The sequence below is a fragment of the Pseudarthrobacter sp. NPDC092419 genome (genome assembly GCF_044755045.1).
Taxonomy (GTDB): Bacteria; Actinomycetota; Actinomycetes; order Actinomycetales; family Micrococcaceae; genus Arthrobacter.
In genome coordinates this window covers 379,218-403,763 of the sequence record NZ_JBIVQF010000002.1, presented here as the reverse complement: position 1 = coordinate 403,763, position 24,546 = coordinate 379,218, and the positions used below count along the sequence as shown (strand labels likewise).

General features: G+C 65.6%; 21 protein-coding genes. 11 read left to right on the top strand and 10 right to left on the bottom strand.

Features of this window, described 5'->3' with window-relative positions; genetic code table 11:
* Position 1: 1 nt before the first annotated feature.
* The 3 genes from ACIQC0_RS05290 to ACIQC0_RS05280 are packed head-to-tail and all read right to left on the bottom strand — an operon-like array spanning position 2 to position 4,036.
* Entirely contained in the window at positions 2 to 2,029 is a 2,028-nt protein-coding gene (locus tag ACIQC0_RS05290) for a TRAP transporter permease (protein WP_400533124.1), read from the bottom strand.
* Positions 2,019 to 3,194 carry a TAXI family TRAP transporter solute-binding subunit gene (locus ACIQC0_RS05285; RefSeq protein ID WP_400533122.1) on the bottom strand — a complete coding sequence of 392 codons (1,176 nt, stop codon included), beginning with the start codon at positions 3,192 to 3,194 and terminating at the stop codon, positions 2,019 to 2,021. Before ACIQC0_RS05285 ends, ACIQC0_RS05290 begins: the two co-directional genes overlap by 11 nt.
* Before the next feature lie 32 nt (positions 3,195 to 3,226).
* Entirely contained in the window at positions 3,227 to 4,036 is an 810-nt protein-coding gene (locus ACIQC0_RS05280; protein ID WP_377216654.1) for an enoyl-CoA hydratase/isomerase family protein, read from the bottom strand.
* Positions 4,037 to 4,263: 227 nt separating this feature from the next.
* Between ACIQC0_RS05280 and ACIQC0_RS05275 the strand changes: the two genes are divergently transcribed.
* Complete coding sequence (locus ACIQC0_RS05275) at positions 4,264 to 5,421, top strand: acyl-CoA dehydrogenase family protein (protein ID WP_400533287.1); 1,158 nt, start codon at positions 4,264 to 4,266, stop codon at positions 5,419 to 5,421.
* Positions 5,422 to 5,641: 220 nt separating this feature from the next.
* Positions 5,642 to 6,085, top strand: a complete 444-nt coding sequence (locus tag ACIQC0_RS05270; protein ID WP_400533120.1) for a hypothetical protein — start codon at positions 5,642 to 5,644, stop codon at positions 6,083 to 6,085.
* Positions 6,086 to 6,254: 169 nt separating this feature from the next.
* Here ACIQC0_RS05270 and ppc read toward each other — a convergent pair whose 3' ends face one another.
* Together ppc and ACIQC0_RS05260 are read right to left on the bottom strand one after the other, a co-directional pair.
* Positions 6,255 to 9,077, bottom strand: coding sequence for a phosphoenolpyruvate carboxylase (gene ppc, locus ACIQC0_RS05265; RefSeq protein ID WP_400533118.1), 2,823 nt, complete (start codon positions 9,075 to 9,077; stop codon positions 6,255 to 6,257).
* A gap of 158 nt (positions 9,078 to 9,235) precedes the next feature.
* Complete coding sequence (locus ACIQC0_RS05260; RefSeq protein WP_400533116.1) at positions 9,236 to 9,925, bottom strand: NADPH-dependent F420 reductase; 690 nt, start codon at positions 9,923 to 9,925, stop codon at positions 9,236 to 9,238.
* 136 nt (positions 9,926 to 10,061) lie between these two features.
* On the opposite strand from ACIQC0_RS05260, the gene ACIQC0_RS05255 reads away from it, so the two are divergent.
* Both ACIQC0_RS05255 and ACIQC0_RS05250 read left to right on the top strand, forming a co-directional pair.
* Positions 10,062 to 10,682 (top strand): TetR/AcrR family transcriptional regulator, encoded by a 621-nt coding sequence (locus ACIQC0_RS05255; RefSeq protein WP_377216650.1) that lies wholly within the window; start codon positions 10,062 to 10,064, stop codon positions 10,680 to 10,682.
* Positions 10,679 to 11,515, top strand: a complete 837-nt coding sequence (locus ACIQC0_RS05250) for a DUF1684 domain-containing protein (RefSeq protein ID WP_400533114.1) — start codon at positions 10,679 to 10,681, stop codon at positions 11,513 to 11,515. The genes ACIQC0_RS05255 and ACIQC0_RS05250 overlap by 4 nt, the downstream gene beginning before the upstream one ends.
* 57 nt (positions 11,516 to 11,572) lie before the next feature.
* Here the strand turns inward: ACIQC0_RS05250 and ACIQC0_RS05245 are convergent, their stop codons facing one another.
* Together ACIQC0_RS05245 and ACIQC0_RS05240 are read right to left on the bottom strand one after the other, a co-directional pair.
* Positions 11,573 to 12,778: an acyl-CoA dehydrogenase family protein gene (locus ACIQC0_RS05245; RefSeq protein ID WP_377216648.1), complete on the bottom strand. Its 1,206-nt coding sequence runs from the start codon at positions 12,776 to 12,778 to the stop codon at positions 11,573 to 11,575.
* Positions 12,775 to 13,566 (bottom strand): SDR family NAD(P)-dependent oxidoreductase, encoded by a 792-nt coding sequence (locus tag ACIQC0_RS05240; RefSeq protein WP_377216647.1) that lies wholly within the window; start codon positions 13,564 to 13,566, stop codon positions 12,775 to 12,777. The genes ACIQC0_RS05245 and ACIQC0_RS05240 overlap by 4 nt, the downstream gene beginning before the upstream one ends.
* A gap of 124 nt (positions 13,567 to 13,690) precedes the next feature.
* Between ACIQC0_RS05240 and ACIQC0_RS05235 the strand changes: the two genes are divergently transcribed.
* Positions 13,691 to 14,974 (top strand): glycoside hydrolase family 76 protein, encoded by a 1,284-nt coding sequence (locus ACIQC0_RS05235; protein ID WP_400533111.1) that lies wholly within the window; start codon positions 13,691 to 13,693, stop codon positions 14,972 to 14,974.
* A 34-nt stretch (positions 14,975 to 15,008) separates the two neighbouring features.
* Here ACIQC0_RS05235 and ACIQC0_RS05230 read toward each other — a convergent pair whose 3' ends face one another.
* Positions 15,009 to 15,602 (bottom strand): YdeI family protein, encoded by a 594-nt coding sequence (locus ACIQC0_RS05230; RefSeq protein WP_400533109.1) that lies wholly within the window; start codon positions 15,600 to 15,602, stop codon positions 15,009 to 15,011.
* 83 nt (positions 15,603 to 15,685) lie between these two features.
* Here ACIQC0_RS05230 and ACIQC0_RS05225 point away from each other — a divergent pair, with 83 nt between their 5' ends.
* From ACIQC0_RS05225 to tgt, 5 genes are all read left to right on the top strand, one after another.
* A complete protein-coding gene (locus ACIQC0_RS05225; RefSeq protein WP_400533107.1) occupies positions 15,686 to 16,411 on the top strand; it encodes a VOC family protein in 726 nt (241 codons plus the stop codon).
* A gap of 9 nt (positions 16,412 to 16,420) precedes the next feature.
* Positions 16,421 to 16,960: an NUDIX hydrolase family protein gene (locus ACIQC0_RS05220; protein ID WP_400533105.1), complete on the top strand. Its 540-nt coding sequence runs from the start codon at positions 16,421 to 16,423 to the stop codon at positions 16,958 to 16,960.
* Between the two features lie 88 nt (positions 16,961 to 17,048).
* Positions 17,049 to 18,122 (top strand): DUF6707 family protein, encoded by a 1,074-nt coding sequence (locus ACIQC0_RS05215; RefSeq protein WP_377216642.1) that lies wholly within the window; start codon positions 17,049 to 17,051, stop codon positions 18,120 to 18,122.
* Between the two features lie 48 nt (positions 18,123 to 18,170).
* Positions 18,171 to 18,908: an SRPBCC domain-containing protein gene (locus ACIQC0_RS05210; RefSeq protein ID WP_400533103.1), complete on the top strand. Its 738-nt coding sequence runs from the start codon at positions 18,171 to 18,173 to the stop codon at positions 18,906 to 18,908.
* Between the two features lie 28 nt (positions 18,909 to 18,936).
* Positions 18,937 to 20,223 (top strand): tRNA guanosine(34) transglycosylase Tgt, encoded by a 1,287-nt coding sequence (tgt, locus tag ACIQC0_RS05205; protein ID WP_377216640.1) that lies wholly within the window; start codon positions 18,937 to 18,939, stop codon positions 20,221 to 20,223.
* A 13-nt stretch (positions 20,224 to 20,236) separates the two neighbouring features.
* Here tgt and ACIQC0_RS05200 read toward each other — a convergent pair whose 3' ends face one another.
* Together ACIQC0_RS05200 and ACIQC0_RS05195 are read right to left on the bottom strand one after the other, a co-directional pair.
* Positions 20,237 to 21,265: an ornithine cyclodeaminase gene (locus tag ACIQC0_RS05200; RefSeq protein ID WP_400533101.1), complete on the bottom strand. Its 1,029-nt coding sequence runs from the start codon at positions 21,263 to 21,265 to the stop codon at positions 20,237 to 20,239.
* A 218-nt stretch (positions 21,266 to 21,483) separates the two neighbouring features.
* Entirely contained in the window at positions 21,484 to 22,971 is a 1,488-nt protein-coding gene (locus ACIQC0_RS05195) for a helix-turn-helix domain-containing protein (RefSeq protein ID WP_400533099.1), read from the bottom strand.
* 176 nt (positions 22,972 to 23,147) lie between these two features.
* Between ACIQC0_RS05195 and aceA the strand changes: the two genes are divergently transcribed.
* Complete coding sequence (gene aceA / locus ACIQC0_RS05190) at positions 23,148 to 24,464, top strand: isocitrate lyase (RefSeq protein ID WP_377216637.1); 1,317 nt, start codon at positions 23,148 to 23,150, stop codon at positions 24,462 to 24,464.
* The last annotated feature ends 82 nt before the right edge of the window (positions 24,465 to 24,546 follow it).

Below are 24,546 nucleotides of genomic sequence, written 5' to 3'. Positions count from 1 at the left end.
GTCAGTGGACTGCGCTGACGCTTTGTGTGCTGTCCGTCGCGGGGCCTTCAGCGGAGTCGGCTGCCTGCGTTTCCGGTGCTGGGATGCCGGGCTTGCTGAGGAAGGTGAGGCCAACGCTCCCGGCCACCAGCAGCAGCCCCGCCACCACGGACAAAGTCGTGGGCAGGAACAGGAGGAAGCCGCCGGCCCCCGCGGTAATCCGGAACAAAACGCGCATCGGCCGGTCAAAACCAACCACCCATCCCTCAATGGCCGAGGCCAGGGCGTAAACCCCAACGATGCTCAGCACAAAGGCGAAGATGATCTTCCCGGGTTCGTCTTGGGCGACGAGCGCCGGGTTGAGCGCAAAGCCGAACGGGACGATGTATTTCACCGCGCCCAGCCGCATCGCCGCGAAACTCGTCGCCATCGCCGGCGCCTTGGCCAGTCCGGCGGCCGCGAAAGCCGCCAGGCCCACGGGCGGGGTGATATAGGAAACGGATGCCCAATAGATCACAAAGAGATGCGCTGCGAGCGGGTTGACTCCCATATCCACGACTGCCGGGACCATGACGATGGCCAGGAAGACGTAGGCCGCCGAGATCGTCATACCCATGCCCAGGATGAAGCAGGTAAGCGCCCCGGCGATCAGGATCAGGACCACGTTGTCGCCGACCAGGGCAACCAGTTCCCGCGCAAGGGACAGGCTGACGCCAGTCGCCGTCAGTCCCCCTACGATCAGCCCCACGCCGGCGATGATGCCGATGATGTTGCTGAGGGTCTTGCCGGAGTCGACCAGGAAGTCCGTGAACTCACTCAGCCCGAACCGTTGCTTGCGGCTGACCACTGCTACGGCCAGGAGGAAAGCGATCACGTAGTAGGGCACCTGGGTTTCAGAGTTCATGACAAACAGCAGGCTGGTCAGCAGCACCAGGGCCACAACGCTGGGCCAGCCAGCGACGAGGGCAGCCGTGGCGCGGGGCAACTGGGCGACCGGCACGCCCCGGAGACCCTTGCGGGCCGCATATCCATCAACCTGGAGGAAGATCCCCAGGAAGTACAGGACAGCCGGGATGATCGCGGCGACCAGGATTTCGGTGTAGGGCACGCCCACGAAGGACACCATCAGGAATGCCGCAGTGCCCATGATGGGCGGGGTGATGGAACCGCCGGAGGAGGCGGTGGCTTCGATTCCGCCGGCGTAGGTGGCGCTGAATCCTGACCGCTTCATTGCGGGAATGGTCATGGGACCCGTGGTCAGCACATTGGAGACGGCGCTGCCGCTCATCATGCCCATCGCGGCACTGCTGGCGACTGCCACCTTAGCCGCACCGCCCCGGTACCGGCCGAAAACCGACATGGCGAGGTTATGGAAGAAATCCGCACCGCCGGTGTGCTGCAGGGCCACCCCGAAGATCAGAAAACCCACCAGGATTGTCGCGGCGGTCTGGATGGGCAGGCCCAGGATGCTCTCCGCGCCCATCGCATGCACCTGCGCCAAGGTCGGCAAATCGTAGGTTACCCCCTGCAGCACACCGATGGGCAGGTATTCGGCGAACAACGGATAGACGGAGAAGACGAGCGCTATCAGCGTCACCACGAGCCCGCCCGTGCGACGCAGCACCTCAAGCACGACCGCCCACAGGGCGAATGCTGCAACGGTGGCGGGCGCCGGGGCCATGTATTCCCAGCCGAAATTCTTTATTTCTGCACCGTTGAAGGCGAAGTACAGGCACACCGTGGCCGATACGAACATCAGCGCGATGTCATACCACCGCACCGCTGCCCCGCGGTGCCCGGATGCGGTATCACCGTCATCGCTGTGGGTGGCTTCGATTTTCTCGGCCAGCGGAGCCTTGCGAACAGGATTGACGATGAAGACCACCGGCAGGAAGCATGCCATCACCAGATAGAGGTAGGAGTTCGACAGCAGTGACAGCCCGAACATGTTCCAGAAGAACACCTGGTTCATGGCGAGCAGCACCCCCAGCACCGTCAGCGCAACGACGGCACCCCGCCAGAACGGCGTGATCCGGGCTTCAGTTCCCATTGGTGGTCCCCTTGTTGGTCTCGGTGGCAGACTCGCCGTCCAGTTCGGTCTTCTTCCAGTTTTTCCAGTTCTCGGCAAGATCCCGCTTCGACGAGGATTCGGCAATCTCCGGCCACGCCTCGCGCATTTTTTCGCCGCGCTCGATGAGCTCGTTGTTCTTTCGCTCGAGTTGCTCGTTCCATGCGCCCCGCTCCTTGAAGTACCGCACTGTGCCTTCATGGAACGGGACCACCAGCGGCTCCTTCAGGACTTTCTCGAAGCTGAACCTTGTCGCGTCGGGGGTCGTCCCGTTGTAATCTTCGAAGTGCTCCACCATGGCCTTGACCAGTCGGTAGACCTCGTCAGCATCGCGTGAGCCGAGAGTGGTGAGCGGGATCGTGTACTCCAGGACATTGGCGCCTTCACCCTGCTCCATCCCGGCCCCGTCCGTGACTTCGGCCACACGGACCATGGGGGCAAGTTCCTTCCACGATTCATAGCGGGCTGGGTCCGGATCATCGAAACTCAACCATTTGACGTCGGTCTTACTGGACAACTCCTCGATGTTGGACCCCACGACGTTCTGATAAAGGGCATCAATCTTGCCCGCTTCGAGACCAGCAATCTGCTCCCCATAGGAGATGGGAACCTGTTGCACGTCCTTCCAGGTGAGGCCTCCGTAGTTGAGGAAACCTTCCATCTTGTTGTTTATGGAAGTGTTTGCGGTCAGTTTCGGGAAACGCTTGCCCTTTAGATCCTCATAGGAATCAATGCCGCTGTCCTCGCGCACCAACAGCCCGTAATTGCCCAGCGGTGCCCACACCATGCGGAGGTCCTGTGGTCCCCATTCGGGGCTGGCGTACTCAAAGCTCCCTTCGAAGGCGTAGTAATATTCATCACCGGTACGGGCATAATCGACCGTTCCGTTCACAAGAGGAGCCAGCCGCCCAATGCCGGTATCGGCTGTCATCAGCCTCACCTGAACGCTTTCCTCGCCGGTGAGGGTGTTGGCAATGGCGGCCAGGTCGTTATAGGTTCCGGTCCCAACGTTGTATGTGGACCAAACCAGCTGCTTCGGCAGACCATTCGGCCCGGACGACGGGCCGGGAGCTGCGCCAGTGCAGCCCGTCAGCGTCATGGCCGGAATCACCGCGAGCGCGAGAATCATACTGTGCACCTTTTTCATGGCGCCCTTTCGATTAGGTGGAGTGGCCGCCGTCAGCGGCCGGAGAACCGCGGTTCGCGCTTCTCGTAGAATGCCTTCCTGCCCTCCAGGAAGTCAGCGGTGTCGAACAGCAGCGGCTGCCGGCTCCGCTCCAACGAGAGGGCGTCTTCAAGCTCACCGCTTGCGCTGCGGAACCCCTCCTTGAGTGCTGCTACAGCCAGAGGCGCCCGGGCTGCGAGTGCGCCGGCCCGCGTTATTGCTGACGTGACCACATCACGGTCAGTCACCACGTCGTCGACGAGTCCGAACTCCAGTGCATCGCTGCTGCCGATCGCGGCCGCCTCAAGCAATAGCCGCCGGGCGCGCGCCATACCCACCCGCTGTGCGAGCAGATGGACAAGTCCTCCGTCCGGCAGCAGGCCAAGCCTTGTAAACGGAAACAGGAAACGGGCGTTTTCGCTGGCAAGAACAACGTCGCACGCACAGACGACCCCTATGGCCACTCCGGCAGCAGGGCCACCAACAGCGGCGACGACTGGCTTATCGAGCTGGACGATCACCCTCATCAGTTCAGCGACGCCGGCCATCCGCTCCGCAGCGGCGTTCCTGCTTTGCGGCGGCATTGAAGCGAGATCGCCGCCCGCGCTGAAACAGGTCCCCTCCCCGGCAAGTACGATCGCACCCACTCTGGAGTCGGCTCCTGCTTCTGCCAGAACATCGCGGAGCTCATCCCTAAGGTGCGTCCCGAGGACGTTGCGTCGTGCCGGGTCATTGAGGGTAATCAAGGCAACCCGCCCCGAGAGTTCGCATCGGACGAGTGCTTCCCGTGCCGCAGCGGAGCCGGGGGGGAACGCTGGCAGCATGTGGACTCCTTTGTCGGACTGGGTTTGTATCCCAAGTCACATTTCCACGGAAATTAGTAGATTTCAAATACCTAATTACCGCGTAATTGATACCAAATCATCAATAGCCACGGAGGGGGTATTGCGGAGCGCCTGATTCGTGGACGCTAGGGGGAGGCACGTTCCCATGCCGCCAAATCAGAGGAGAACCGCTTGTGAACACCACACTGACCATCGCGACAACAGACCTGCTGAACGTTGAGGCCGATTTCAGCCCTGAAGAACTGGAAACCCGCGGTGCTGTCCGCGAGTTCGTAGACCGACGGATCCGGCCAAATATCGCCACCTGGTACAACGATGCTGTCTTCCCACAGGAGATCGTTCCCGAAATGGCGGCACTGGGCCTCCTGGGCATGCATCTGGAGGGTTATGGCTGTGCCGGCAAGACCGCAGTGCAGTATGGAATCGCCATGCAGGAACTGGAAGCCGGGGATTCGGGGCTGCGGACATTCGTTTCCGTTCAGGGTTCCCTCGCAATGTCTGCCATCTCCAAGCACGGTTCAGAGGAACAGAAACAGCGTTGGCTGCCCGGCATGGCAGCCGGTGAAATTATCGGCTGCTTCGGGCTGACCGAACCCACGGCGGGCTCGGACCCGTCCACGATGACGACTACGGCGGTACTTAAAGACGGCGAGTGGATACTCAATGGCGTCAAGCGATGGATCGGGCTGGCCTCCATCGCCCACGTCGCCGTCATCTGGGCGAAAGCCACCGATGACGCCGGACGCGAGCAGGTCCGGGGCTTCCTGGTACCCACAGGAACCCCCGGCTTCAAAGCGACCCCTATCGAGGCAAAGCTTTCGATGCGGGCTTCCATCCAATGCGAGATCACTTTGCGGGACGTCCACCTGCCGGCCGACGCTATCCTTCCACACAACCCCGGCCTACGGGGACCGTTCTCATGCCTGAATGAAGCCCGCTATGGCATCATCTGGGGAGCCCTGGGCGCGGCCCGGGACAGTTTCGATACGGCCCTGGCGTACTCCCAGAAACGGATCCAGTTCGACAAACCGCTTGCGGCGTACCAACTCTCCCAGGAAAAGCTCGTCAACATGGCACTGGAGATCCAAAAAGGCCAGTTGCTGGCGCTGCGCATAGGACGGCTCAAGGACGCAGGACGCTTGGAGAACCATATGATTTCAGCAGGCAAACTCAATAACTGCCGCATTGCCATCGAGGTCTGCCGGGAAGCCCGCACCATGCTCGGCGGTAACGGCATCACGTTGGAGTACTCGCCGCTGCGGCACGCCAACAACCTTGAGTCCGTGCGCACTTACGAGGGCACTGACGAAGTGCACACCCTCGTGCTCGGCCAGCATCTGACAGGGATCCCTGCCTTCCGTTGAGTGATACGGCCTCTCCGCCGCTCTATCACTTTTGGTCCCCATTCCGCCCGCCGTTTGGGGACCAAAAGCGATAGAGGAAGAAGGGTAGATATTCGCACCGGCCAGGACTAGAATTTGGCGGCGGTCTCATCGTTTTTATCGGCATCAAGAAAGAAGAACGATCATGAGACGGACCCCATTTCGCTTGCTGGCTGCAATCTCTGCAGGGCTGCTTGTGTCAATGCTGACTATCAGCGGCGCGTCAGCAGCAGGTCAGAGGGACCTTGCACAGGTACGCCAGGCTACGGCCCAGTATCACGACGTCGACGCAGCCATTGCTGCTGGATACGTACCCGTAGGTGACTGTGTTCCAGGCATGGGCTACCACTACGTAAACTTCAGCCAGTTTGGGCACATGGATCCGCTGGTTCCGGATGCCTTCACATATGCGTCTGACGGAGCAGGTGGACTCCAGCTGGTAGCCGCAGAGTGGTTCAAGGTAGACGCGGACCAGTCCCTGGCAACGGACGACGACCGGCCCACCATGTTTGGGAAGGCATTCGATGGCCCCATGCCGGGGCACGAGCCCGGAATGCCTGTCCATTACGATCTCCACGCCTACCTCTGGCAAGGTAATCCGGACGGCGTCCTGGCGACGTTCAACTGGAATGTCACCTGCCCTTAGCGGGACGAGCGGCCCTGGAGCTTAGCGTGGGCCGAGACCACGCGCTCTCTCACTTGCTGCGTAAGATCTCGGAATCCTCTCTCACCAGCCGGGCGATAACACGGCAGGGGTGAGAGAGGATCCTGAAAAACCCGACTTTAAGTGAGAGAGCGTCGGTATAACCCGGGGGTTATCCGGTGTTGCGCAGGCCGGCTGCCACACCGTTCACGGTGATCAGCATGGCCCGCTGCAGGCGCTCATCGATTTCGCCGGCGCCGATGGTTCCCGCGGCTTCGGCGTCCTTGGCCCGGACGCGGCGCAGCAGTTCCACCTGCAGGTAGCTGATGGGGTCCAGGTACTGGTCACGGATCTCGAGGGAGCGCTTGAGCGTGGGCTGTGCGTCCAGGAGCAGGTTCTCGCCGGTGAGCTGCTGGATTTCACTGACCGTGAGCTCGTACTCCTCGCGGATGGTGTTGAAAAGGTGGTGGAGCTCCTCCGGGACCAGAGTGGCCACGTAGTATCCGGCGATGTCCATATCCGTCTTGGCCAGGGTCATCTCCACGTTGGACAGGACGGACCTGAAGAAGTGCCACTTCTCCATCATCTCGGCAAGCTGGGCTGAGTTTCCAGCTTCGCGGGCTGCCTTGAGGCCGGAGCCCACTCCAAACCAGCCGGGCACGATCTGCCGGGACTGGGTCCAGCCGAACACCCACGGGATGGCCCGCAGCCCGCCCAGGCCGGCGCCGGAGTCGGGGCGTTTGGACGGCCGGGAGCCGATGTTCAAAGAACCGAGCTGCTCCACAGGTGTGGACGCCAGGAAGTACGCCGGCAGGTCGGGGTGGTCGATCAGCTGGCGGTAGCGGTCGAAGGCGGCATCGGAGATGACCTCCATGACGTGCCCATACCGTTCGCGCTGGTCCTCGGACGTGCGCGGGTCCCGGTGCAGGGCGGAACCCTGCAGGACCGCGGCCAGGGAAAGCTCCAGGTTTTCGCGGGCCAGCTCCGGGAGGGAGTACTTGTCCGAGATGACCTCGCCCTGCTCGGTGAACTTGATCTCACCTTCCAGGACGCCGTTGGGCTGGGCCATGATGGCGTCGTAGGTGGGCCCGCCGCCACGGCCCACGGAGCCGCCGCGGCCGTGGAAGAGGCGCACGCGCACGCCGTGCTTGGCGGCCACGTCACGGAGCTTGCGCTGGGTCTTGTGGATCTCCCACTGGCTGGTCATCACGCCGGATTCCTTGTTGGAGTCCGAGTAGCCAAGCATGATTTCCTGGATGTCCCCACGCAGCCTGACCAGGTCACGGTAGGACGGGTCGGAGAGCAGCCGGTCGATGATTTCAGCGGAAGCGCGCAGTTCCTCAACGGTTTCCAGCAGCGGCGCAAAGCCGATCTTGGCGTACGGCTTCTCGCCGAACAGGTTGACCAGGCCTGCCTCGCGGGCCAGGACGGCCGCGGCGAGGACATCGTCCGCGCCCCGGGTCATGGAAATGATGTAGGTCTCGATGACGTCGGGTCCATAGGCGCGCAGGGCGCGGCGGATCTCACGGAAAACGTCGTACGTGCCGTCAGCGGCGCCCTCGAGCTTGATTGGGTGGCCGGAGAGCGGACGGCGGGAAGCGAGCTCGGAGCCGAGCACCTCGAACCGTTCCTCCCGGCTCAGCTCGGCGTAGCGCAGGCCGGGGCCGCCGAGGCGGTCCATCAGCTGTCCCACGGCGTCGTGGTGGTGGTCCGCATGCTCGCGGATGTCCAGGGTGGCAAGGTGCAGGCCGAAGGAGGTGATGGCGCGGCGGGCACGGGCCAGCGCACCGTCCGCGGCGAGCGTGGCCGAGTGGTTCCGAAGGGACAGTTCCAGCAGGTCAAGATCCGCCAGGAGTTCATCGGTTCCGCTGTAATCGCGGCCGTGCTGGTGGTTGGAGTCTGCGGAGACGCGCTTGCCGGTGTTGATCAGCTTCGCCTTGATGCAGGTCAGCTTGAGGCGGTAGGGCTCCTGCGCGTTGAGTTCCAGCACACGCTTGTCCAGGCCGGGCAGCTTCTCCAGGTCCGCTGCGATCGAGTCCAGCAGCTGCTGGTCCGCACCGGCCAGGGCTGTGGAGTTGGACAGAATGGAAATCAGCTCATCGATCATTCCAATGCTGATGCGCACAGCGTTCTGGTTCTGGATCTGCAGGATTTCCCGCGTGACGGCCGCCGTGACGTTGGGGTTGCCGTCACGGTCCCCGCCGATCCAGGAGCCGAACCGGATGGGCGCCTCGTGGGAGGGCAGGCTGACGCCGTGCTCGCCCAGGAGCTCGGAGAAGTCCGTCAGCATCTCCGGCATGGTGTCGGTGAGGATGCCGCCCAGGTAGTAGATGGCGTTGCGGGCCTCGTCCACCGGCGTGGGCCGGACTTGGCGGAGCTCGTCCGTCTGCCACATTTGGTCGATAATCTCGGCCAGCTGGCGGTCCTGTCGGCGGCGGGCCGTGGTTCCTTCGACGGTGGGCCGGGCCAGCACGTCCGAAAGCTTGCGGATCTTGTCGAGCACCGAACGGCGGGATGCCTCGGTAGGGTGGGCGGTGAAGATGGGGCGGACGTCCAGCCCGTCAACCACTTCCTGCAATACTCCGGCGCCTGCCTTGTCGGCGATGTCCGCCACGGCCTTGGCCAGCCAGCCGTCCTTTTCGGCGCGTGTGCGCAGCCCGCGCACCCGGTGGACCTGCTCGGCAGCGTTGGCGAGGTGGAAGTAGAACGCGAAGGCGCGCACCAGGTCGGTCGCCTGCTCGATGGGCAGCGAGCCGAGCAGTTCGCGCACCTGGGCCACGACGTCGTGCGCGCTCCACGGGCCCGTGGCGTCCGCACCCCCGCGCGCCGCTTCCTTGGACTCCTTGGTGAGGAGACGCACCTGCTCCACGAGGTCCAGAAGCTCAGGGCCGTGCTGGCGGACCAGGGATTCGCCGAGCAGCGTGGAAACCCGGCGGACGTCGGCCCGGAGTTCGGATGCGAGGTCGGATTCGGAATTCATTGCAGTGTGAGCCATGGAAACTAATCTTTCGAGGGTTCGGACTTGGCTCGTACACTGCGCTGGATACTGTGAGCCGCGTTACTAGCTAACGATGCTACCCGGAGGTCGCGGCCGGGTGGGAATCCATCTCAGATAATGTCATCCGGTGGGTAACGTACGCCCATGGACGCCGCCTACCCGGCCGTGCGCGCCACCTTGAAATTGAAGTCTGCGTTGCCCAGCGCACCCCAGAGCCGCAGCCACAGGGGGAGCACCATTTCAGTGCCGCGGGCAGTTGTGATGTCGCCCAGGTCGATGATGTCCCGGTGGCCGAACTCGCCGAGGAGGCCGCGCACCACGTCCTTGGCATCCCGGTCATTGCCCGAGAGGAACACGGAGTGGTCACCTCCGGCAACACTTCCAGGGGCCACCATGATGGCGGCGTTCATGGTGTTGAGTGTTTTGACGACACGCGCGTCAGGGAATGCGCGCTGGAGCTGCTCGCCCAGGCTGTCCGTGTTGACCGGGTTCAGGGACGGCGGGAAACCCTCCGAGAAGTCGAGCGGGTTGGCTATGTCAACGATGATCCGGCCAGCCAGGTTTTGCGCTCCCGCTGCCTTCAGGGCGGCCAGGGAGCCGCTTCCGTTGGTCGCGTTCACGATGACGTCGCCACCTTCCGCCGCTTCGGCGAAGGTGGCCACCCTGATTTCCTGATGTTCGGCGTGCCACTCCGCAAAGGGCGTGCCGCCCATGGGCCACGCTTCGGCCCGGGCCAGTGTGGCCTCCGGGTCCCGGGTTCCCACCGTGACGTCGTGGCCGTTGGCCGCGAGGGCTCCGGCAATGGCCGTTCCCACCATTCCGGTCCCAAAAACCGCAATCTTCATATCCCGCTCCCTTGTTTCACCTAGACACTTCCGGCAGACAGACCTGTCTACCTGCTGGACGCGACGGTATCAGACAGACTTGTCTACTGCAAGGAATCGCCCTGAATAGACAGACCGGTCTGTGTACGATGGAGTCATGACGCCGATTCCGGCCGCGAGGACACCCGCGGGGCATGCAAGGGAAAGAATCCTCGACACCGCCTTCCGACTCTTTTACGCCCAAGGACTTCGGGCTGCCGGAATCGACACCATCATCGCCGAATCCGGCGTGGCCAAAGCCACGTTCTACAAATATTTCCCGGCCAAGGATGACCTGATCATCGCCTACCTGGACAAGGTCGACACCGTCTGGACCGGGCAGCTGAAAGCCGCCGCGGAAGCTGCCGGACCCGACCCCGCGGACCAGCTGGTGGGCCTGTTTGACGCCCTCGGCGCAGCCTGCCGCCGGGACGGGTACCGCGGCTGCGCCTTTATCAACGCAGCTGCCGAGTCGGCCGCCGAGACCAGGGTGCACCAGCGAACCGTAGCCCACAAGCAGCAGGTTCTCGACTGGCTTGAGACCCTCGCGGCCCAGGCTGGAGCAGACGATCCAGCCCGGCTGGCCCGCAGCATTTCCCTGCTGCTCGACGGCGGCCTCGCCAGCGGCGCCCTTGATGCAGACCCCGCCGCGGCAGACGCCGCCCGCTCAGCCGCGGCTGCGGTGGTTGCCGCCGCTGTAGGACCGGCGCCCGCTCGCACTGCCCGGGAGGAACCATGACTACAGCCCCGGACGCCAAGCTCGAGCGCTGGCAGCGTTTCCGCGCCAACCGCAACAACGCCCTCGCAGCCCGCCACGGCTGGCTCACCCTCACCTCGTTCGCGTGGCTGGGGGAGTCTCCGGCCGCCGTCGAGGGCGTCCCCGGGCTTTGGTCCACGGACGGTACGACGGCGGCGCTCACCGCTGTGCCGGCCGACGGGCTTTCGCTGGTGGAGACAGGGGCACCGGTGGACGGAACCGTCACGGCTGCCCTCGCCGACGAGGAATCGCTGATGTGGGTCCAGTTCGGCGGGCCGGACGGGGACCAGGTGGTGGTGGAACTGGCCATGCGCGCCGGCCGGTACGCCCTCCGCACCAGGGATGCCGGCTCGCCGGTGCTGACCGGGTTCGACGGCGTGCCCACCTTCCCTTATGACCCCGCCTGGGAGGTTACGGGCCGCTTCGAGCCCTACACCGAACCGGTGGACGTGCCCATCAGCACGGCCAACCCGCTGGTTGACGGCGTGCACCGGAGCGTGGGCGAGGTGGTGTTCCGGCTGCCCGGGAGCAGCCATGAAGTCCGGCTGCAGGCGGAGGAGGAAAAGCTGGGCGCCCTCACCGTGACGTTCCACGACGAGACCAACGGCGACACCACGGACGACTGGCGGAAGCTCTCCATGCCGCGGCCCCGGCCCAATCCGGACGGGACATCCAGCGTGGTCCTGGACTTCAACCGGGCCATCAACTACCCCAGCGCGTTCACCCCGTATGGCACGTGCCCCATGCCGGTGCGGAACAATAGCCTGGACGCCCGCGTGGAAGCCGGCGAGAAGCGGCCGTTCCCGGAGGACTGAGGCCGCCCTTCCGCGGGCCGCCCCTTCTCCCGGCACCCCGCCCCTTGCCCTGGCCTTCTAGACGATCGCCGACATTCCCGTGACCGACCGTCCCACGATCAGGCTGTTGATCTCGTACGAGCCCTCGTAGGTATAGATGGCCTCGGCGTCGGCAAAGATCTTGGCCATCCGGTAGTCCGTGACGATCCCGTTGCCGCCCAGCAGGGACCTGCCCAGCGCCACGGTTTCCCGCATGCGGGCGCTGATGAAGGACTTGGCCAGGGCAACCTGCGCCATGTCGGCGGCGCCCTCCTCCTGGAGCCGCGCCAGGCCCGCCATCATGCCCATGCTGGCCACGGCGTTGCCCAGCATGGTCACCAGCTGCTGCTGGACCAGCTGGAACCGGGCCAGCGGGCGGCCGAACTGCTGCCGCTCCACCGCGTACTGCCGGGCCACGTCGAAGGCAGCGAGCTGCTGCCCCACCGCCTGCCAGGCGACCATGATCCGGGAGCCACGCAGCAGCTCGTTGGTGTCCTCGAAGCTGTTGATGGCCGCGAACCGGTCCGCTTCCGCCACCCTGACGTCGGTGAACACGATGTCCGCGTTCTGCACCGTCCGCAGTGCGATCTTGTTCTCGATCCGGCTGCGGGTGACACCCGGCAGGGTGGCGTCCACGATGAATCCGCGGACTGCACCGTCCGCGTCATCCTTCGCCCACACCAGCATGTAGTCGCAGAACGTCCCGTTGCCGATCCAGCGTTTGGCGCCGTTGAGCACCCAGGTGTCGCCGCCGTCGTCGGCCATTCCCGTGGCGGAGGAAATGCGGCGCGCGCGGGTCTCCATCCCCCCGGCGACGTCGGATCCGTGGTCCGGTTCGGTCAGCGCGAAGGCGCCAGTGATGCGCAGACTGGCCGCGTCATCGAGGAGCCGCGCACGCTGGTCCTGGGTACCGAAGGCGTACAGGGACTCGACGAAGAGGTCGTGGTGGACCATGAAAAACGTGGCGATCGAGGTGTCCACGCGGGTCATTTCGGCGATGACCAGCCCGGCGAACAGGTGGCTGTACCCGCGCTGCGCCGGCGTGCTCAGCTCCAGCGCGGCGAGCTTGGGCAGGATGTGCGCCGGGAACTCCGCCTTGTTCCACCAGTCCCCCGCGTACGGCGCGATCTCCGCTGCGAGGAAGGCGCGCAGCTCGGCGAGCTTGTCCCGTTCGCCCTGACTGAGCAGGGACTCGTAGGCGAAGAAGTCCGCTTCCGGCAGGACCGCCGTGGCCGCGGGACTCACTTGGGACCCATCCGGATGGCGCCGTCGAGGCGGATGGTTTCGCCGTTGAGCATGGCGTTGTCCACGATGTGCGCCACCAGGTTGGCGTACTCCGCGGGCTTGCCCAGCCGCGACGGGTGCGGCACCTGCGCGCCCAGCGAATCCTGGGCCTCCTGCGGCAGTCCGGCCATCATGGGCGTCTCGAAGATCCCCGGCGCGATGGTGACCACACGGACCAGCGAGCGCGCCAGTTCGCGGGCGACAGGCAGTGTCATCGCGGCCACGGCACCCTTGGACGCAGCGTAGGCGGGCTGCCCGATCTGCCCGTCAAAGGCTGCCACCGAGGCGGTGTTGACGATGACGCCGCGCTCCGGACCGCCGAGTTCAGTGGCAACCGGTTCGGTGGTGACCATCGCGGCCGCGGCGAGCCGGAGGACGTTGAACGTCCCGATCAGGTTCACCTGGACCACGCGGCTGAAGGCCTCCAGCGGCAGCACGCCGTCGCGCCCCAGCACCTTCCCCGGTGTGGCGATGCCGGCGCAGTTCACCACCACGCGCAGCGGGCCGAGGCCCATCGCGGTGTCGACGGCGGCCCGCACCTCCGCCTCGTTCGTCACGTCCGCGGGAGTGAACACGGCGGTACGGCCGTCTCCGGCAGCGTTCAGTTCCGCGGCAAAAGCCTCCCCGTCCGACGACGGGAGGTCCACGAGCACCACGGAGGCACCGTCGTCGAACATCCTCCGGGCCGTGGCGGCACCCAGCCCCGAGGCGCCTCCGGTAATCAGCGCAACGCTGCCTGCAACGTCCATACATCCTCCTTGATGCGTACCCCGGCCGCCGCACGGACAGGAATGTTAGTTAGTGAATGTTAACTGAAATGTGTCCGGGGCGCACCCTTTGGGCCCGCTGCCGGCCATGGCTAGGGTGGAACGCATGACGCCTACGGATGCAGCCCGCCCGCAGTGGCATGACCGCGCCAACCACGCCGCCCGCTCCGTCACCGCACTGTTCGGCAGGAGGCTGCTGCTTCTTCCGGGTACACACCTGGGCGCCGTCTCCTGGTCTGGGAGTTCCCCTTCCGGGCGCTCGGGCTCCGGGAGGTTCGCGGACTGGCGCGCGAGGCTCATCCAGGGGAACGCAATCCGGGCCCTCTTCCAGCCGTGGCACTACTGGTGGCAGGCGCATTACGTCGACTGCCTGGTGGATACGGGCCGGCGGGAACTCGGCGCCGGCGCCACGCCTGCCGCCCGGTTCAACGGTCCGCGCCGGCCCAGCGCCGGGCGGCTGGCCTCGCGGCTGGTGACAGGGATCCGGCTGCGCAACGCCTTCACCTTCGTCAACAACTACTACGACGACATGGCCTGGCTGGCCCTCGCAACGGACCGGCTGGACCGGCTCGCCGAAGAAACCCGCAGGCCGGGACGGCGGCGCAATGCAGCGGTGCGGGAGTCGCTGGCCCTGCAGTTCGATTCCGCAGCCACCTCGGACTTGGGTGGCGGCGTCTTCTGGAGCAAGGCCCGGGACTTCAAGAACACGCCCGCCACCGCGCCCATTGCCCTCTTTTATGCCCGGACAGGCCAGCAGACGAAGGCCCAGTCATTGCTGGACTGGCTGGATGCGACGCTCTTCGACGCCGAACGCGGCCTGTACCTCGACGGCGCCCGGCTCAACTCCCGCGGCGAAGTGGTCCTGGAACGCACGGTGTACACGTACAACCAGGGGCCGGTGCTGGGCGCGCTCCTGGAGCTTGGCGGTGAAGCCAACCTGGCGCGGGTGGCTGACGTCGTGGCCGCAGTTGACCGGCACCTGACCGTGGACACCGGCGCAGCACCGGCATCCCCCGAAAATCACAAGGTGTTGCGCTGCGATGGAAACGGCGACGGCGGCCTGTTCACCGGGATCCTCTGCCGCTACCTCGCCCTCGCCGCCACAGACCCGAGACTGCCCGAGGCCGCGCGGGAGACGGCCGCCCGCCTGGTGCTGGACACCGCCGAGGCTTTTTGGGCGGGCCGGCGCCCGCTGGCCGCGGAGGAGTCGGCGGGCCTGTCACCCGCAGGCCGCAATGCTTCGATCTTCTCCCTGCACGCCGAGCGGCCGGCGAGCGAAACATATCCGCCAGGCCCCGCCGTCGAACTTTCAACCCAGCTGCAGGCGTGGATGACGCTGGAGGCGGCCGCGGCCATCGCAGACCGACGGGATGCAGCCCCCGCGCCCTGACCGGGCCGGGCGCCGTGTTCGCAGGACCGGGCACTCAGACGGGCTTCCTCTTCTGCGGGTACGGCGTCTCCCCGCGCGCCAGCATCTCTACAAGAGCGGCAATCTTGCGTTCCCGCGTTGCCGCCTGCTTCACCGAGTCCGTCCGGTAGATCAGCGCGAACCGATTCACCGACGTCAGGACATCGAACATCGCCTGCGCTTCCGGAACGGCGGCGATCGCTGCGGCGAGATCGTCCGGGACTACCGCCGTCGCCTGCCCGGCATACGCCGCCTCCCACCGCCCGTCAGCCTGCGCACTTTCGACGGCGGCGCGGCCCGCGTCGTCCATCCGGCCGGCGGCTTCGAGCCGTCCCGCGCGCCCCACGTTCCTGGCTGACCACGGGCTCTTGGGGGCGCGGCGCGTCATCCGCTGGAGGTAGCTCCCGGCGTCGCGCTTCCTGACCTGGCCGTCAATCCATCCAAAGCACAGCGCCTCGTCCAGCGCCGCATCGTAATCCAGCCGGGTGACGTTCCCGCCCTTCTTATGGAGAACCAGCCACACGCCCGGACTGTCCCGGTGATTTGTTTCCAGCCAGGCCCGCCACGCAGCGGCGTCTGCCACCAGCAGCTCCTCAAGTTCAATGGCCATGGCCCTATTTTGCACGGTGCCGGAGACTTCGGGAGGTGGCATGATGGCGGTATCTTCGCTGTTCCGGATTCGAGGAGTACCCCATGCTGCGTGTCCGCCCCATCCACTTCACCTCCAGCGCCGGGAGCTGGGAACGGCTTCTCACCGCACTCGGGATGACCAGCGGAGAGGACGACGGCGGCCGCCGGGTCTTCACCGCCGGCTCCGGCAGGCTGGTGCTGCAGCAGGTCGCGGCCGGGTCCGCCGAGGACGGCACCACCGCATTCTCCGTGGAGGTGGGCGACCCGGCAGAGTTTGCCCGCCGCACCAACCTCGCCGCCCAGGCGGACACCTCCGGGACAGACATCGCACAGGCGCACGGCGACTCGTGCCGGGTCACGGCGCCGGACGGCTTGAGTTTCGCGGCAGAAAAAGCACCCCACACCGTCCCGCTGGATGGCACCGACCCCGCGCTCGCCGTCGTCGGCGTCTGGTTCACGCCCGATCCCGGCACGGCCGCCGCGACCCTGCTGCACATGGGCGCCCGCCCGCGCCCGGTTCCGGACAACGACGAAACCGCCGACTTCACAGCCAAGAATGGCGGCGTCCTCCTGGCCCGTCCGGCGTCCGGCCAGCCCCGCGGCGGCTTCGGCTTCGAGTACGACGGCGGCCTGGAACCGCTGCGGGAACGGCTCGTTTCCGCCGGATTCAGTCCCACCGTCACCGAGGAGGCGTTTGGCAGCACCGTGCACGTGGCCAGCCCCGATGCCGGAGCCGCGGCACATGCGCCGGAGTCGGTATGGATCTCGCTGCGCCACCCCATGCGGTAGAACTTAACCATGAACCTGCGCACCCCTGACCCGAATCCCGGCTGGCTCTCCGAAGAGGACCTTTTTGAGGCGCGCGGGCGGCTGCCCATGGTCTACGTGGAGGCTGTCCCGGTCAGGCTGGATCCGCTCGGGTTCGTCAACGAGGTGGGCACGCTGCTGCAGGCGGACGAGGACGGGACCATGGTCCGCTCCCTGGTGTCAGGCCGTGTGATCTATCGCGAAACCATCCGCGCCGCACTGCTCCGCCACATGGAAAAGGACCTGGGCCCGCTGGCGTTTCCGCAGTTGCCCATCAGCCCGGTGCCGTTTACGGTGGCCGAATACTTCCCCGCACCCTCGCAAACCGGCTTCACGGACGACCGGCAACACGCCGTGTCCCTGGCCTACATCATCCCCGTCACCGGCGAATGTGAACCCCGGCAGGACGCGCTGGAACTGACGTGGATGACCCCGGAGGAAGTCCTCAGCCCCGGCGTTCAGCTGGAGTTCAGCGGCGGCCGCGGCGGACTGATCCGGCAGGCCCTTGCCTTCGCCGGCGTGGGCTTTTAGGGCCGTCGCCGGGCCCGCGGGGTCCCCACGTCCGGTCAGCCGTCTTTGTAGACTGTAGGGCGGACCGCAAGAGAACGTAAGGACTCCCATGACCGAATCACCAGCCGCGAGGCGCCACAGTGAACAGCAGGCAGGGGCCCTGGCCGCCGGCAGCACCATCGTCCTGCCGGACGGTGAACGGACCGCGGAAATCCACCGCGTTGACCTGGAACTTGATGACTTTGGCGCGCCCGCACTGGTGCTCGCCAGCCTGGCCGGCGGAGGCACGCTGCGCATCGCCGTGGGTACCGCGGTGACGGTCCTGGAACAGGATCACGACGTCGTCCGGCGGCTTCCGTTCGCCGGCGCGCCCGGCGTGCTGGCCGATGAAGAAGCCCCAAGCCCGCCCTCCGCCCAGACTGGGACCGGGGAAGCCGCCACAGCCGCACCTGCCGGGGACGGGCCCGGGCAACCCGGCGCGAAGGCGGCTCCGGCGGCCGGGGCCCCCGCCGTCGTCGTACCTCCACTTCCTCCGGCGCCGCCAGTACTGCCCGGACCGAGCGAGGAGGACCTGGCGCTGATCCCGGTGCCGCAGGGCACGCCCGAATCCGTGGTGGAGGCCGCCGCGGAAGCGCACCCCGACTCCGAGGGCGTCCTGCTGCTGGCGGACCGGCTGGCCAAGGGCGTCAACGTGAAGTCGGGAAGCTGCCTAAAGGACCTCAGCGACCTGGCGCACGAACTGTTCATCACGCTCAAGGATCCGGACACGGCTCTCTCGGTTGCGGACCTGATCACCGTGTTGCCGTACGACGGGAACCCCGGGCGGTGGTCGTCGGTGGAGGCCGCGCTGGCGCTGGCCAGTTACATCTGCCGGCAGGAAGGCCACGACGAACGCGCCGCTGTGTACGAGAAGCTCCTGCGCACCCCGGAAAACCAGGAAACCGACCCGTTCAAGGCCCGGATGGCGGCCAAAGTGCGGCAGCGGTCATTGAACGAGCCCAACCTGTACGACAAGGAAATCTTCCGCTCCATCGACAACTCCAACCACGACGCCGAGCGCGAGTGGCGGCTGCTGCGTCTCGAATCGCTGCTGTTCCTGCGCGCGCACGGTGGATCGGAGACCATCGGCGCCTCGGAGCTGGAACGACGGATCAGCAACGAACTGGACGCAGTCCGCAGCTGAGCAAATAACCCCTACCCGCGGCCCGGCGGGAGTTGTACATTCGGGGCTATGACGAACAATCTGAGCGTACTGATCAACGCTGACGCGCCGCAGGTCTGGACCATGCTGCGCGAACCGTCAAGAGTAGCCCAATGGCACGGCTGGCAGGCCGAAAACCTGGATGCCGAGATCAAGGAGATCTACTTTTCCGGCGACGTGGAGGAATCCGCGGACCACACCAGCCTGTCCGTTCATGGCGGGGACACGTTCGAGCTGCATCCGGTTCCGGGCGGCACCCGGGTCAGCGTGACCCGGGGGGCCCGCGAGCATAATTCCGAATGGGCAGCCTGGGACGAGGACATCACGCAGGGCTGGCTCATGTTCCTGCAGCAGCTGCGGTTCGCGCTGGAACGGCATCCGCACGGCAAACGCCACACGTTGACGCTGCAGCTGCCAGGCGGGGATTCCGGGGCCGGTTCCGGAGCCATCCAGAAGCTGGGGCTGACGGACCTTCCCGCTCCCGGCGAAGATTACCGGCTGACCCTTGCGACCGGCGAGGAGATTTCCGGCAAGGTGTGGTTCCGCACCGGCCACCAGGTTGGACTTACGGTGCACGACTATGCCGAGCACGGCGAAGGCCTGCTGATCGTGGCGGACCATCCGGAAATCAAGGACGTGCAGCCGGACAACGGATCCATCGTGGTGGCATCCACGTATGACCTCGGCGCGGGCAGACTGGATTCGATCCGCTCCTCGTGGGACTCGTGGCGTGCAGAGAATTACCCGTCATCCGGGCCCGTGAGCTGAGCTTCGTTTTTGCTGGCACACTGGTACGGTGCCAGCCAACCCCGCCCCCGCCGTCCCTGCGGTCCAGTCACAGTTTTCCTTCGAGGTGGGCACCCGCCTGACTGAATCGTGCCCGCCGTCGTCCGCCCAGATCGAAGGGAACGGCGGGGAATTCCTGGGCCGCACCGGCACCATCACCACCCCGCACGGCGAGATCCAGACGCCAGCGTTCATCGCCGTCGGTACCAAAGCGACGGTCAAGGCCGTGCTGCCCGAGTCCATGGCGGACCTCGGTGCACAGGCGCTGCTGGCCAACGCGTACCACCTGTACCTGCAGCCCGGCGCCGACATCCTGGACGAGGCCGGCGGGCTGGGCGCATTCATGAACTGGCCCGGGCCCACCTTCACTGACTCGGGCGGGTTCCAGGTGATGAGCCTGGGCTCGGGGTTCAAGAAGGTCATCGACATGAAATCGGTGGATGCCTCGGGCCCCGACGACGCCGTGGCGCCCGGCAAGGAACGCCTGGCACACATCGATGACGACGGGGTCTGGTTCAAGTCGCATCTTAACGGCGACCGGCACCGCTTCTCCCCCGAGATCTCCATGCAGGTGCAGCACAAGATCGGCGCGGACATCATGTTCGCGTTCGATGAGCTCACCACGCTGCAGAACTCGCGCGGCTACCAGGAGGACTCGCTGGAGCGGACCCGGCTGTGGGCTGAGCGGTGCATCAATGAGCACTTCCGGCTGACCGCTGAGCGCGCCGGCAAGCCATACCAGGCGCTGTTCGGCGTCATCCAGGGCGCGCAGTACGAGGACCTGCGCCGGAAGGCCTGCCGGGACCTTGGCGCCATGCCGTTCGACGGGTTCGGGATCGGCGGCGCCCTGGAGAAGGAGAACCTCGGCACGATTGTCCGCTGGTGCAACGAGGAACTGCCCGAGGACAAGCCGCGCCACCTGCTGGGCATCTCCGAGCCGGACGACATCTTCACCGCCATCGAAAACGGTGCCGACACCTTCGACTGCGTCTCCCCCACCAGGGTTGCCCGTAATTCCGCGTTCTACACACCCTATGGGCGGTTCAACCTTTCCGGCGCCAAGTACAAAAGGGACTTCGGTCCCCTGCAGGACGGCTGCGACTGCTACACCTGCCAGAACTACTCCCGGGCCTACATCCACCACCTGTTCAAGGCGAAGGAGATGGTCTCCGCCACGCTGATTTCCATCCACAACGAGCGGTTCGTGGTGAAGATGGTGGATGACGCCCGGCTGGCCATCGAATCCGGCACATTCTTCGATTTCAAGGCCGAGACGCTGGGGCGGTACTACTCCTAAGGCCCTCTGCCGCTCAGCCTACCGGCGAGAGCGCGCCCACCAGGCCGAAGAGGTCCTTGGGGTCCTCAGGGTTGGCCACGAGGTCGATGTCCTCGTAGAAGTCCGTGCCGGCAACAGCGTCCCGCACGTACCGCAGGGCGGAGAAGTCCTCGATCGCGAAACCCACGGAGTCAAAGATCGTCACCTGTTCCGGGGATGTCCGGCCGGCGGCCCTCCCCGTGAGGACCTGCCAGAACTCGGTCACCGCAAAGTCCGCGGGCATCTGCTGGATCTCGCCCTCGATGCGCGTCTGCTCCGGGAATTCGACGAACACCTCGCCCAGCTCCAGGATCCTCGCATCCAGCTCGGTCTTACCGGGGCAGTCGCCTCCGATAGCGTTGACGTGGACTCCGGGCCGGATCAAGTCCGCGGTAAGGATGGTGGCGTTGGCCTTGTCCGCTGTGCACGTGGTGATCACGTCCGCGCCCGCCACGGCGTCCGCTGCAGAGGTGGCCAGCGTGATATCGAAGCCGTACGGGGCCATGTTGCGGCGGAACTTGTCCATCGCGGCGGGGTCCGTGTCCCACATCCGCAGAGTGGTGATGCCCAGCGCGCTCCGGAAGGCCAGGGCCTGGAATTCGGACTGGCTGCCGCTGCCGATCATGGCCATCACGCTGGAACCCGGCCGCGCCAGCTTCCGAGCCACCATGCCGGACGTCGCTGCGGTCCGGAGCGCCGTGAGTACGGTCATTTCCGTGAGGAACGTGGGGTAGCCGTTGTGGACATCGGCCAGCACACCGAAGGCGGTGACGGTCTGGAAACCGCGGGACGGATTGGAAGGGTGGCCGTTGACGTACTTGAAGCCGTAGGTCTCATGATCGCTGGTGGGCATCAGCTCGATGACGCCGAAGGGGGTGTGGCTGGCAACGCGCGGCGATTTGTCGAAGCTCTCCCACCGGCGGAAGTCGGCTTCAAGATACTCCATGATGCCGGCGATAATGGGCTCGGGGCCGGTCGAGGCGACCCAGCGGACCATGTTGCGGACGTCGACAAAGCGCGTCATTGCGCCTCCTTGGGATTGGTAAACAAATGTTGCCTAAGGCTAACCTTGCGGGCGCCAAACGACAACAGCCTTCCGCCGGCCGGTCCCTAAGTCCGCGGAATGCTCCGAAGATTCCCGCGTGCCATCGTCGTCTGCGACGTACCAACTGATGGCCCGCGTGACCGCTGCCCGGCCGTCCGCTTGGCGGAAACCTCATCACGTGAGAGAGGGTCCCGGAGTTACGCTCCCGAATGCGCCTGCAGGAAGGTGTACACCTCGGTCTCGTCCACGCCGGGGAAGGCGCCCGGCGGCATCGCGGCCAGGAGGTGCGAGTGTGCCCGCGCCGACGGCCAGGCGTTACCCGCCCACTCTGACGTGAGGGACTCCGGCGGCCGCTTGCAGCAGGTGGGGTCCGGGCAACTGGAGGTGGCCCGCGCCGTCGTCTCCCGCCCGCGGAACCACTTCACGTGCTGGTACGGAACCCCGATGCTCAATGAAAACTGCCCGGTGGCAGAGCGCTCAGTGCGGGCGGTGCACCAGTACGTACCGGAGGGCGTGTCAGTGTATTGGCTGTAGGCGCTGAACTTGTCCGGTACGTCGAACACGGCCCGCGACGTCCATGCCTTGCACGACGGTTGGCCCTCGATGGCCCCGGTGTGGTCCTGCGGGAAGTTCACGCCGTCGTTCTCATAGGCCTTGTAGATGATGCCGCTCTGGTGCGTCTTCTGGAAATGCGTCGTGATGCCCAGGTGCTTAGTGGCCAGGTTGGTGAAGCGGTGCGCCGCGGTCTCGTAGGACACGGCGAACGCATCCCGGATGTCCTCAACAGCAATTTCCTTGGCAGCCTTGGCTTTTTGCAGAAATTCCAGGGTGGCCTGCTCAGGAAGGAGGAGAGCGGCGGCGAAGTAGTTGGTGGCCACGCGCTGGGCCAGGAAGTCGCCGTAGTTCTTGGGGGTCTCATGGCCCAGGACGTAGTGACCGAGGGCCTGGAGCAGCACCGAGCGGGGGTCATGGTCCTGCCGCTGACTCTGAGTCAGGTAAATTCTGCGGTTCTTCAAATCGGTCACTGAGCGGGTGGAGTGCGGCAGGTCGCCCACGTGGTGGAGGCTGAATCCGAGGTGCGCTGCGATGTCCGCGATGACGTGCTGGCTGAGCGGGCCGGTGGTGTATCCAACCTCCTTGAGAACCTTTTGCGCCTCGGCCTCGTACTCCGGAAAGTAGTTGCCGCGCTCGCGCATCATGGCCCTGAGTTCACCGTTGGCGCGGCGGGCTTCCTCGGGGGTCGCAACCTGTTCGTTCATCTTCCGTTCGAGCTCGTGCAGCAGGCCCACCTGGGCCTCCAGCACATCCAGCGGAAGCCGCGAGCTGATGCGGATTTTGGGCAGGTTCAGCGACTCGTACAGCGGCCCGCGCTGATACCGTTCCAGCTCGATTTCCAGGGCTGCCCGGCGGCTGGGCGGTTCGGCCCCGAGCAACTGGTCGATTCCCACATTGAGGGCCCCCGCGAGCTGCTGCAGCAGGCCCAGCTTGGGTTCCCGCTTGCCGTTCTCGATCAGGCTCAACTGGCTGGGAGCGGTGCCGACGGCGGCGCTCAGGTCATCGAGCGTCAGCCCGGCCTGCTTGCGCAGATGGCGCACGCGGCGGCCCAGCGAGATGACGTCCAGTTCCGGGGCGGCGGGGGCGGACGGGGGCAGTAAAACTTCCCTGTTCCAGCTTGAAGGCGACATTTCTGAAGAATACGCGAAGAAGTGCGTTTCTTTCCAGAGTTTTCCTCTAGAAAGGTGGTTGAAAGTGCAGAAAAGTAGTCCTCACGGAAAGAAACACCGCACCGGACAAGCCGGTGGGAGCCTCAACGACGCGGCTCCCGCCTCTTCCATCCGGAGCTCAACCAAGGAGATCAACGATGACTGCAGCATTTGAGCCCACCCAGCAGACGCCCGAAGAGCAGGCTGCGGCCCTGGAGCTCGAGTGGGCCGCCAATCCCCGCTGGGAAGGTGTGACCCGCGACTACTCAGCCTCGGACGTCGTCCGCCTCCGCGGCCGCGTCTCCGAGGAACACACCCTGGCCCGCCGGGGGTCCGAGAAGCTCTGGAAGCAGCTCACCGAAGAGCACGCCACCGGCAAGTACACCAACGCCCTCGGCGCCCTGACCGGCAACCAGGCCGTCCAGCAGGTCAAGGCAGGCCTGCGCGCCATCTACCTCTCCGGCTGGCAGGTCGCCGCAGACGCCAACAACTCCGGCCACACCTACCCGGACCAGTCCCTCTACCCCGCCAACTCGGTCCCCACGGTTGTCCGCCGCATCAACAACGCCCTGCTCCGCGCCGACCAGATCGAGTACTCCGAAGGCGTCCAGACCGTTGAAGACTGGCTGGTTCCGATCGTCGCCGACGCCGAAGCCGGCTTCGGCGGACCGCTGAACGCCTACGAGCTGATGAAGTCCATGATCCAGGCCGGCGCCTCCGGCGTTCACTGGGAGGACCAGCTCGCTTCCGAGAAGAAGTGCGGCCACCTCGGCGGCAAGGTGCTGATCCCTACCCAGCAGCACGTCCGTACCCTCAACGCAGCCCGCCTGGCAGCGGATGTTGCCGGAACGCCGTCGGTCATTATTGCCCGTACCGACGCCGAGGCAGCGACCCTGATCACCTCGGACGTCGACGAGCGAGACCGCGAGTTCATCACCGGCGAGCGCACCGCCGAGGGCTTCTACAAGGTCCGCAACGGCATCGAACCCTGCATCGCCCGCGCCAAGGCCTACGCCCCCTACTCGGACCTGATCTGGATGGAAACCGGCACCCCGGACCTGGAGCTGGCCCGCAAGTTCGCTGAAGCCGTCAAGTCGGAGTTCCCGGACCAGATGCTCTCCTACAACTGCTCCCCGTCCTTCAACTGGAAGAAGCACCTGGACGACGCCACCATCGCCAAGTTCCAGCGCGAACTCGGCGCCATGGGCTTCACCTTCCAGTTCATCACCCTGGCCGGCTTCCACGCCCTGAACTACTCGATGTTCGACCTCGCCCACGGCTACGCCCGCGAAGGCATGAGCGCCTACGTCGAGCTGCAGGAGAAGGAATTCGCCTCCGAGTCACGCGGCTACACCGCAACCAAGCACCAGCGCGAAGTCGGCACCGGCTACTTCGACGACATCGCCACTGCGCTCAACCCGAACGCATCCACCCTGGCACTGGTGGGATCCACCGAAGAAGGCCAGTTCCACTAACCCCACCCCTCCCCAAGTAAGTAGCACTAAGTGCCGTTTTGGAGGCTCAAAACGGCACTTACTGCTACCCAGTTGGGACCTT

Excerpts from the sequence above, each read along its gene's own strand:
- ACIQC0_RS05290 (WP_400533124.1), bottom strand. The coding sequence starts at position 2,029 with ATGGGAACTGAAGCCCGGATCACGCCGTTCTGGCGGGGTGCCGTCGTT.
- ACIQC0_RS05285 (WP_400533122.1), bottom strand. The coding sequence starts at position 3,194 with ATGAAAAAGGTGCACAGTATGATTCTCGCGCTCGCGGTGATTCCGGCC.
- ACIQC0_RS05280 (WP_377216654.1), bottom strand. The coding sequence starts at position 4,036 with ATGCTGCCAGCGTTCCCCCCCGGCTCCGCTGCGGCACGGGAAGCACTC.
- ACIQC0_RS05270 (WP_400533120.1), top strand. The coding sequence starts at position 5,642 with ATGCTGACTATCAGCGGCGCGTCAGCAGCAGGTCAGAGGGACCTTGCA.
- ppc (WP_400533118.1), bottom strand. The coding sequence starts at position 9,077 with ATGGCTCACACTGCAATGAATTCCGAATCCGACCTCGCATCCGAACTC.
- ACIQC0_RS05260 (WP_400533116.1), bottom strand. The coding sequence starts at position 9,925 with ATGAAGATTGCGGTTTTTGGGACCGGAATGGTGGGAACGGCCATTGCC.
- ACIQC0_RS05255 (WP_377216650.1), top strand. The coding sequence starts at position 10,062 with ATGACGCCGATTCCGGCCGCGAGGACACCCGCGGGGCATGCAAGGGAA.
- ACIQC0_RS05250 (WP_400533114.1), top strand. The coding sequence starts at position 10,679 with ATGACTACAGCCCCGGACGCCAAGCTCGAGCGCTGGCAGCGTTTCCGC.
- ACIQC0_RS05240 (WP_377216647.1), bottom strand. The coding sequence starts at position 13,566 with ATGGACGTTGCAGGCAGCGTTGCGCTGATTACCGGAGGCGCCTCGGGG.
- ACIQC0_RS05235 (WP_400533111.1), top strand. The coding sequence starts at position 13,691 with ATGACGCCTACGGATGCAGCCCGCCCGCAGTGGCATGACCGCGCCAAC.
- ACIQC0_RS05230 (WP_400533109.1), bottom strand. The coding sequence starts at position 15,602 with ATGGCCATTGAACTTGAGGAGCTGCTGGTGGCAGACGCCGCTGCGTGG.
- ACIQC0_RS05225 (WP_400533107.1), top strand. The coding sequence starts at position 15,686 with ATGCTGCGTGTCCGCCCCATCCACTTCACCTCCAGCGCCGGGAGCTGG.
- ACIQC0_RS05220 (WP_400533105.1), top strand. The coding sequence starts at position 16,421 with ATGAACCTGCGCACCCCTGACCCGAATCCCGGCTGGCTCTCCGAAGAG.
- ACIQC0_RS05215 (WP_377216642.1), top strand. The coding sequence starts at position 17,049 with ATGACCGAATCACCAGCCGCGAGGCGCCACAGTGAACAGCAGGCAGGG.
- ACIQC0_RS05210 (WP_400533103.1), top strand. The coding sequence starts at position 18,171 with ATGACGAACAATCTGAGCGTACTGATCAACGCTGACGCGCCGCAGGTC.
- ACIQC0_RS05200 (WP_400533101.1), bottom strand. The coding sequence starts at position 21,265 with ATGACGCGCTTTGTCGACGTCCGCAACATGGTCCGCTGGGTCGCCTCG.
- ACIQC0_RS05195 (WP_400533099.1), bottom strand. The coding sequence starts at position 22,971 with ATGTCGCCTTCAAGCTGGAACAGGGAAGTTTTACTGCCCCCGTCCGCC.
- aceA (WP_377216637.1), top strand. The coding sequence starts at position 23,148 with ATGACTGCAGCATTTGAGCCCACCCAGCAGACGCCCGAAGAGCAGGCT.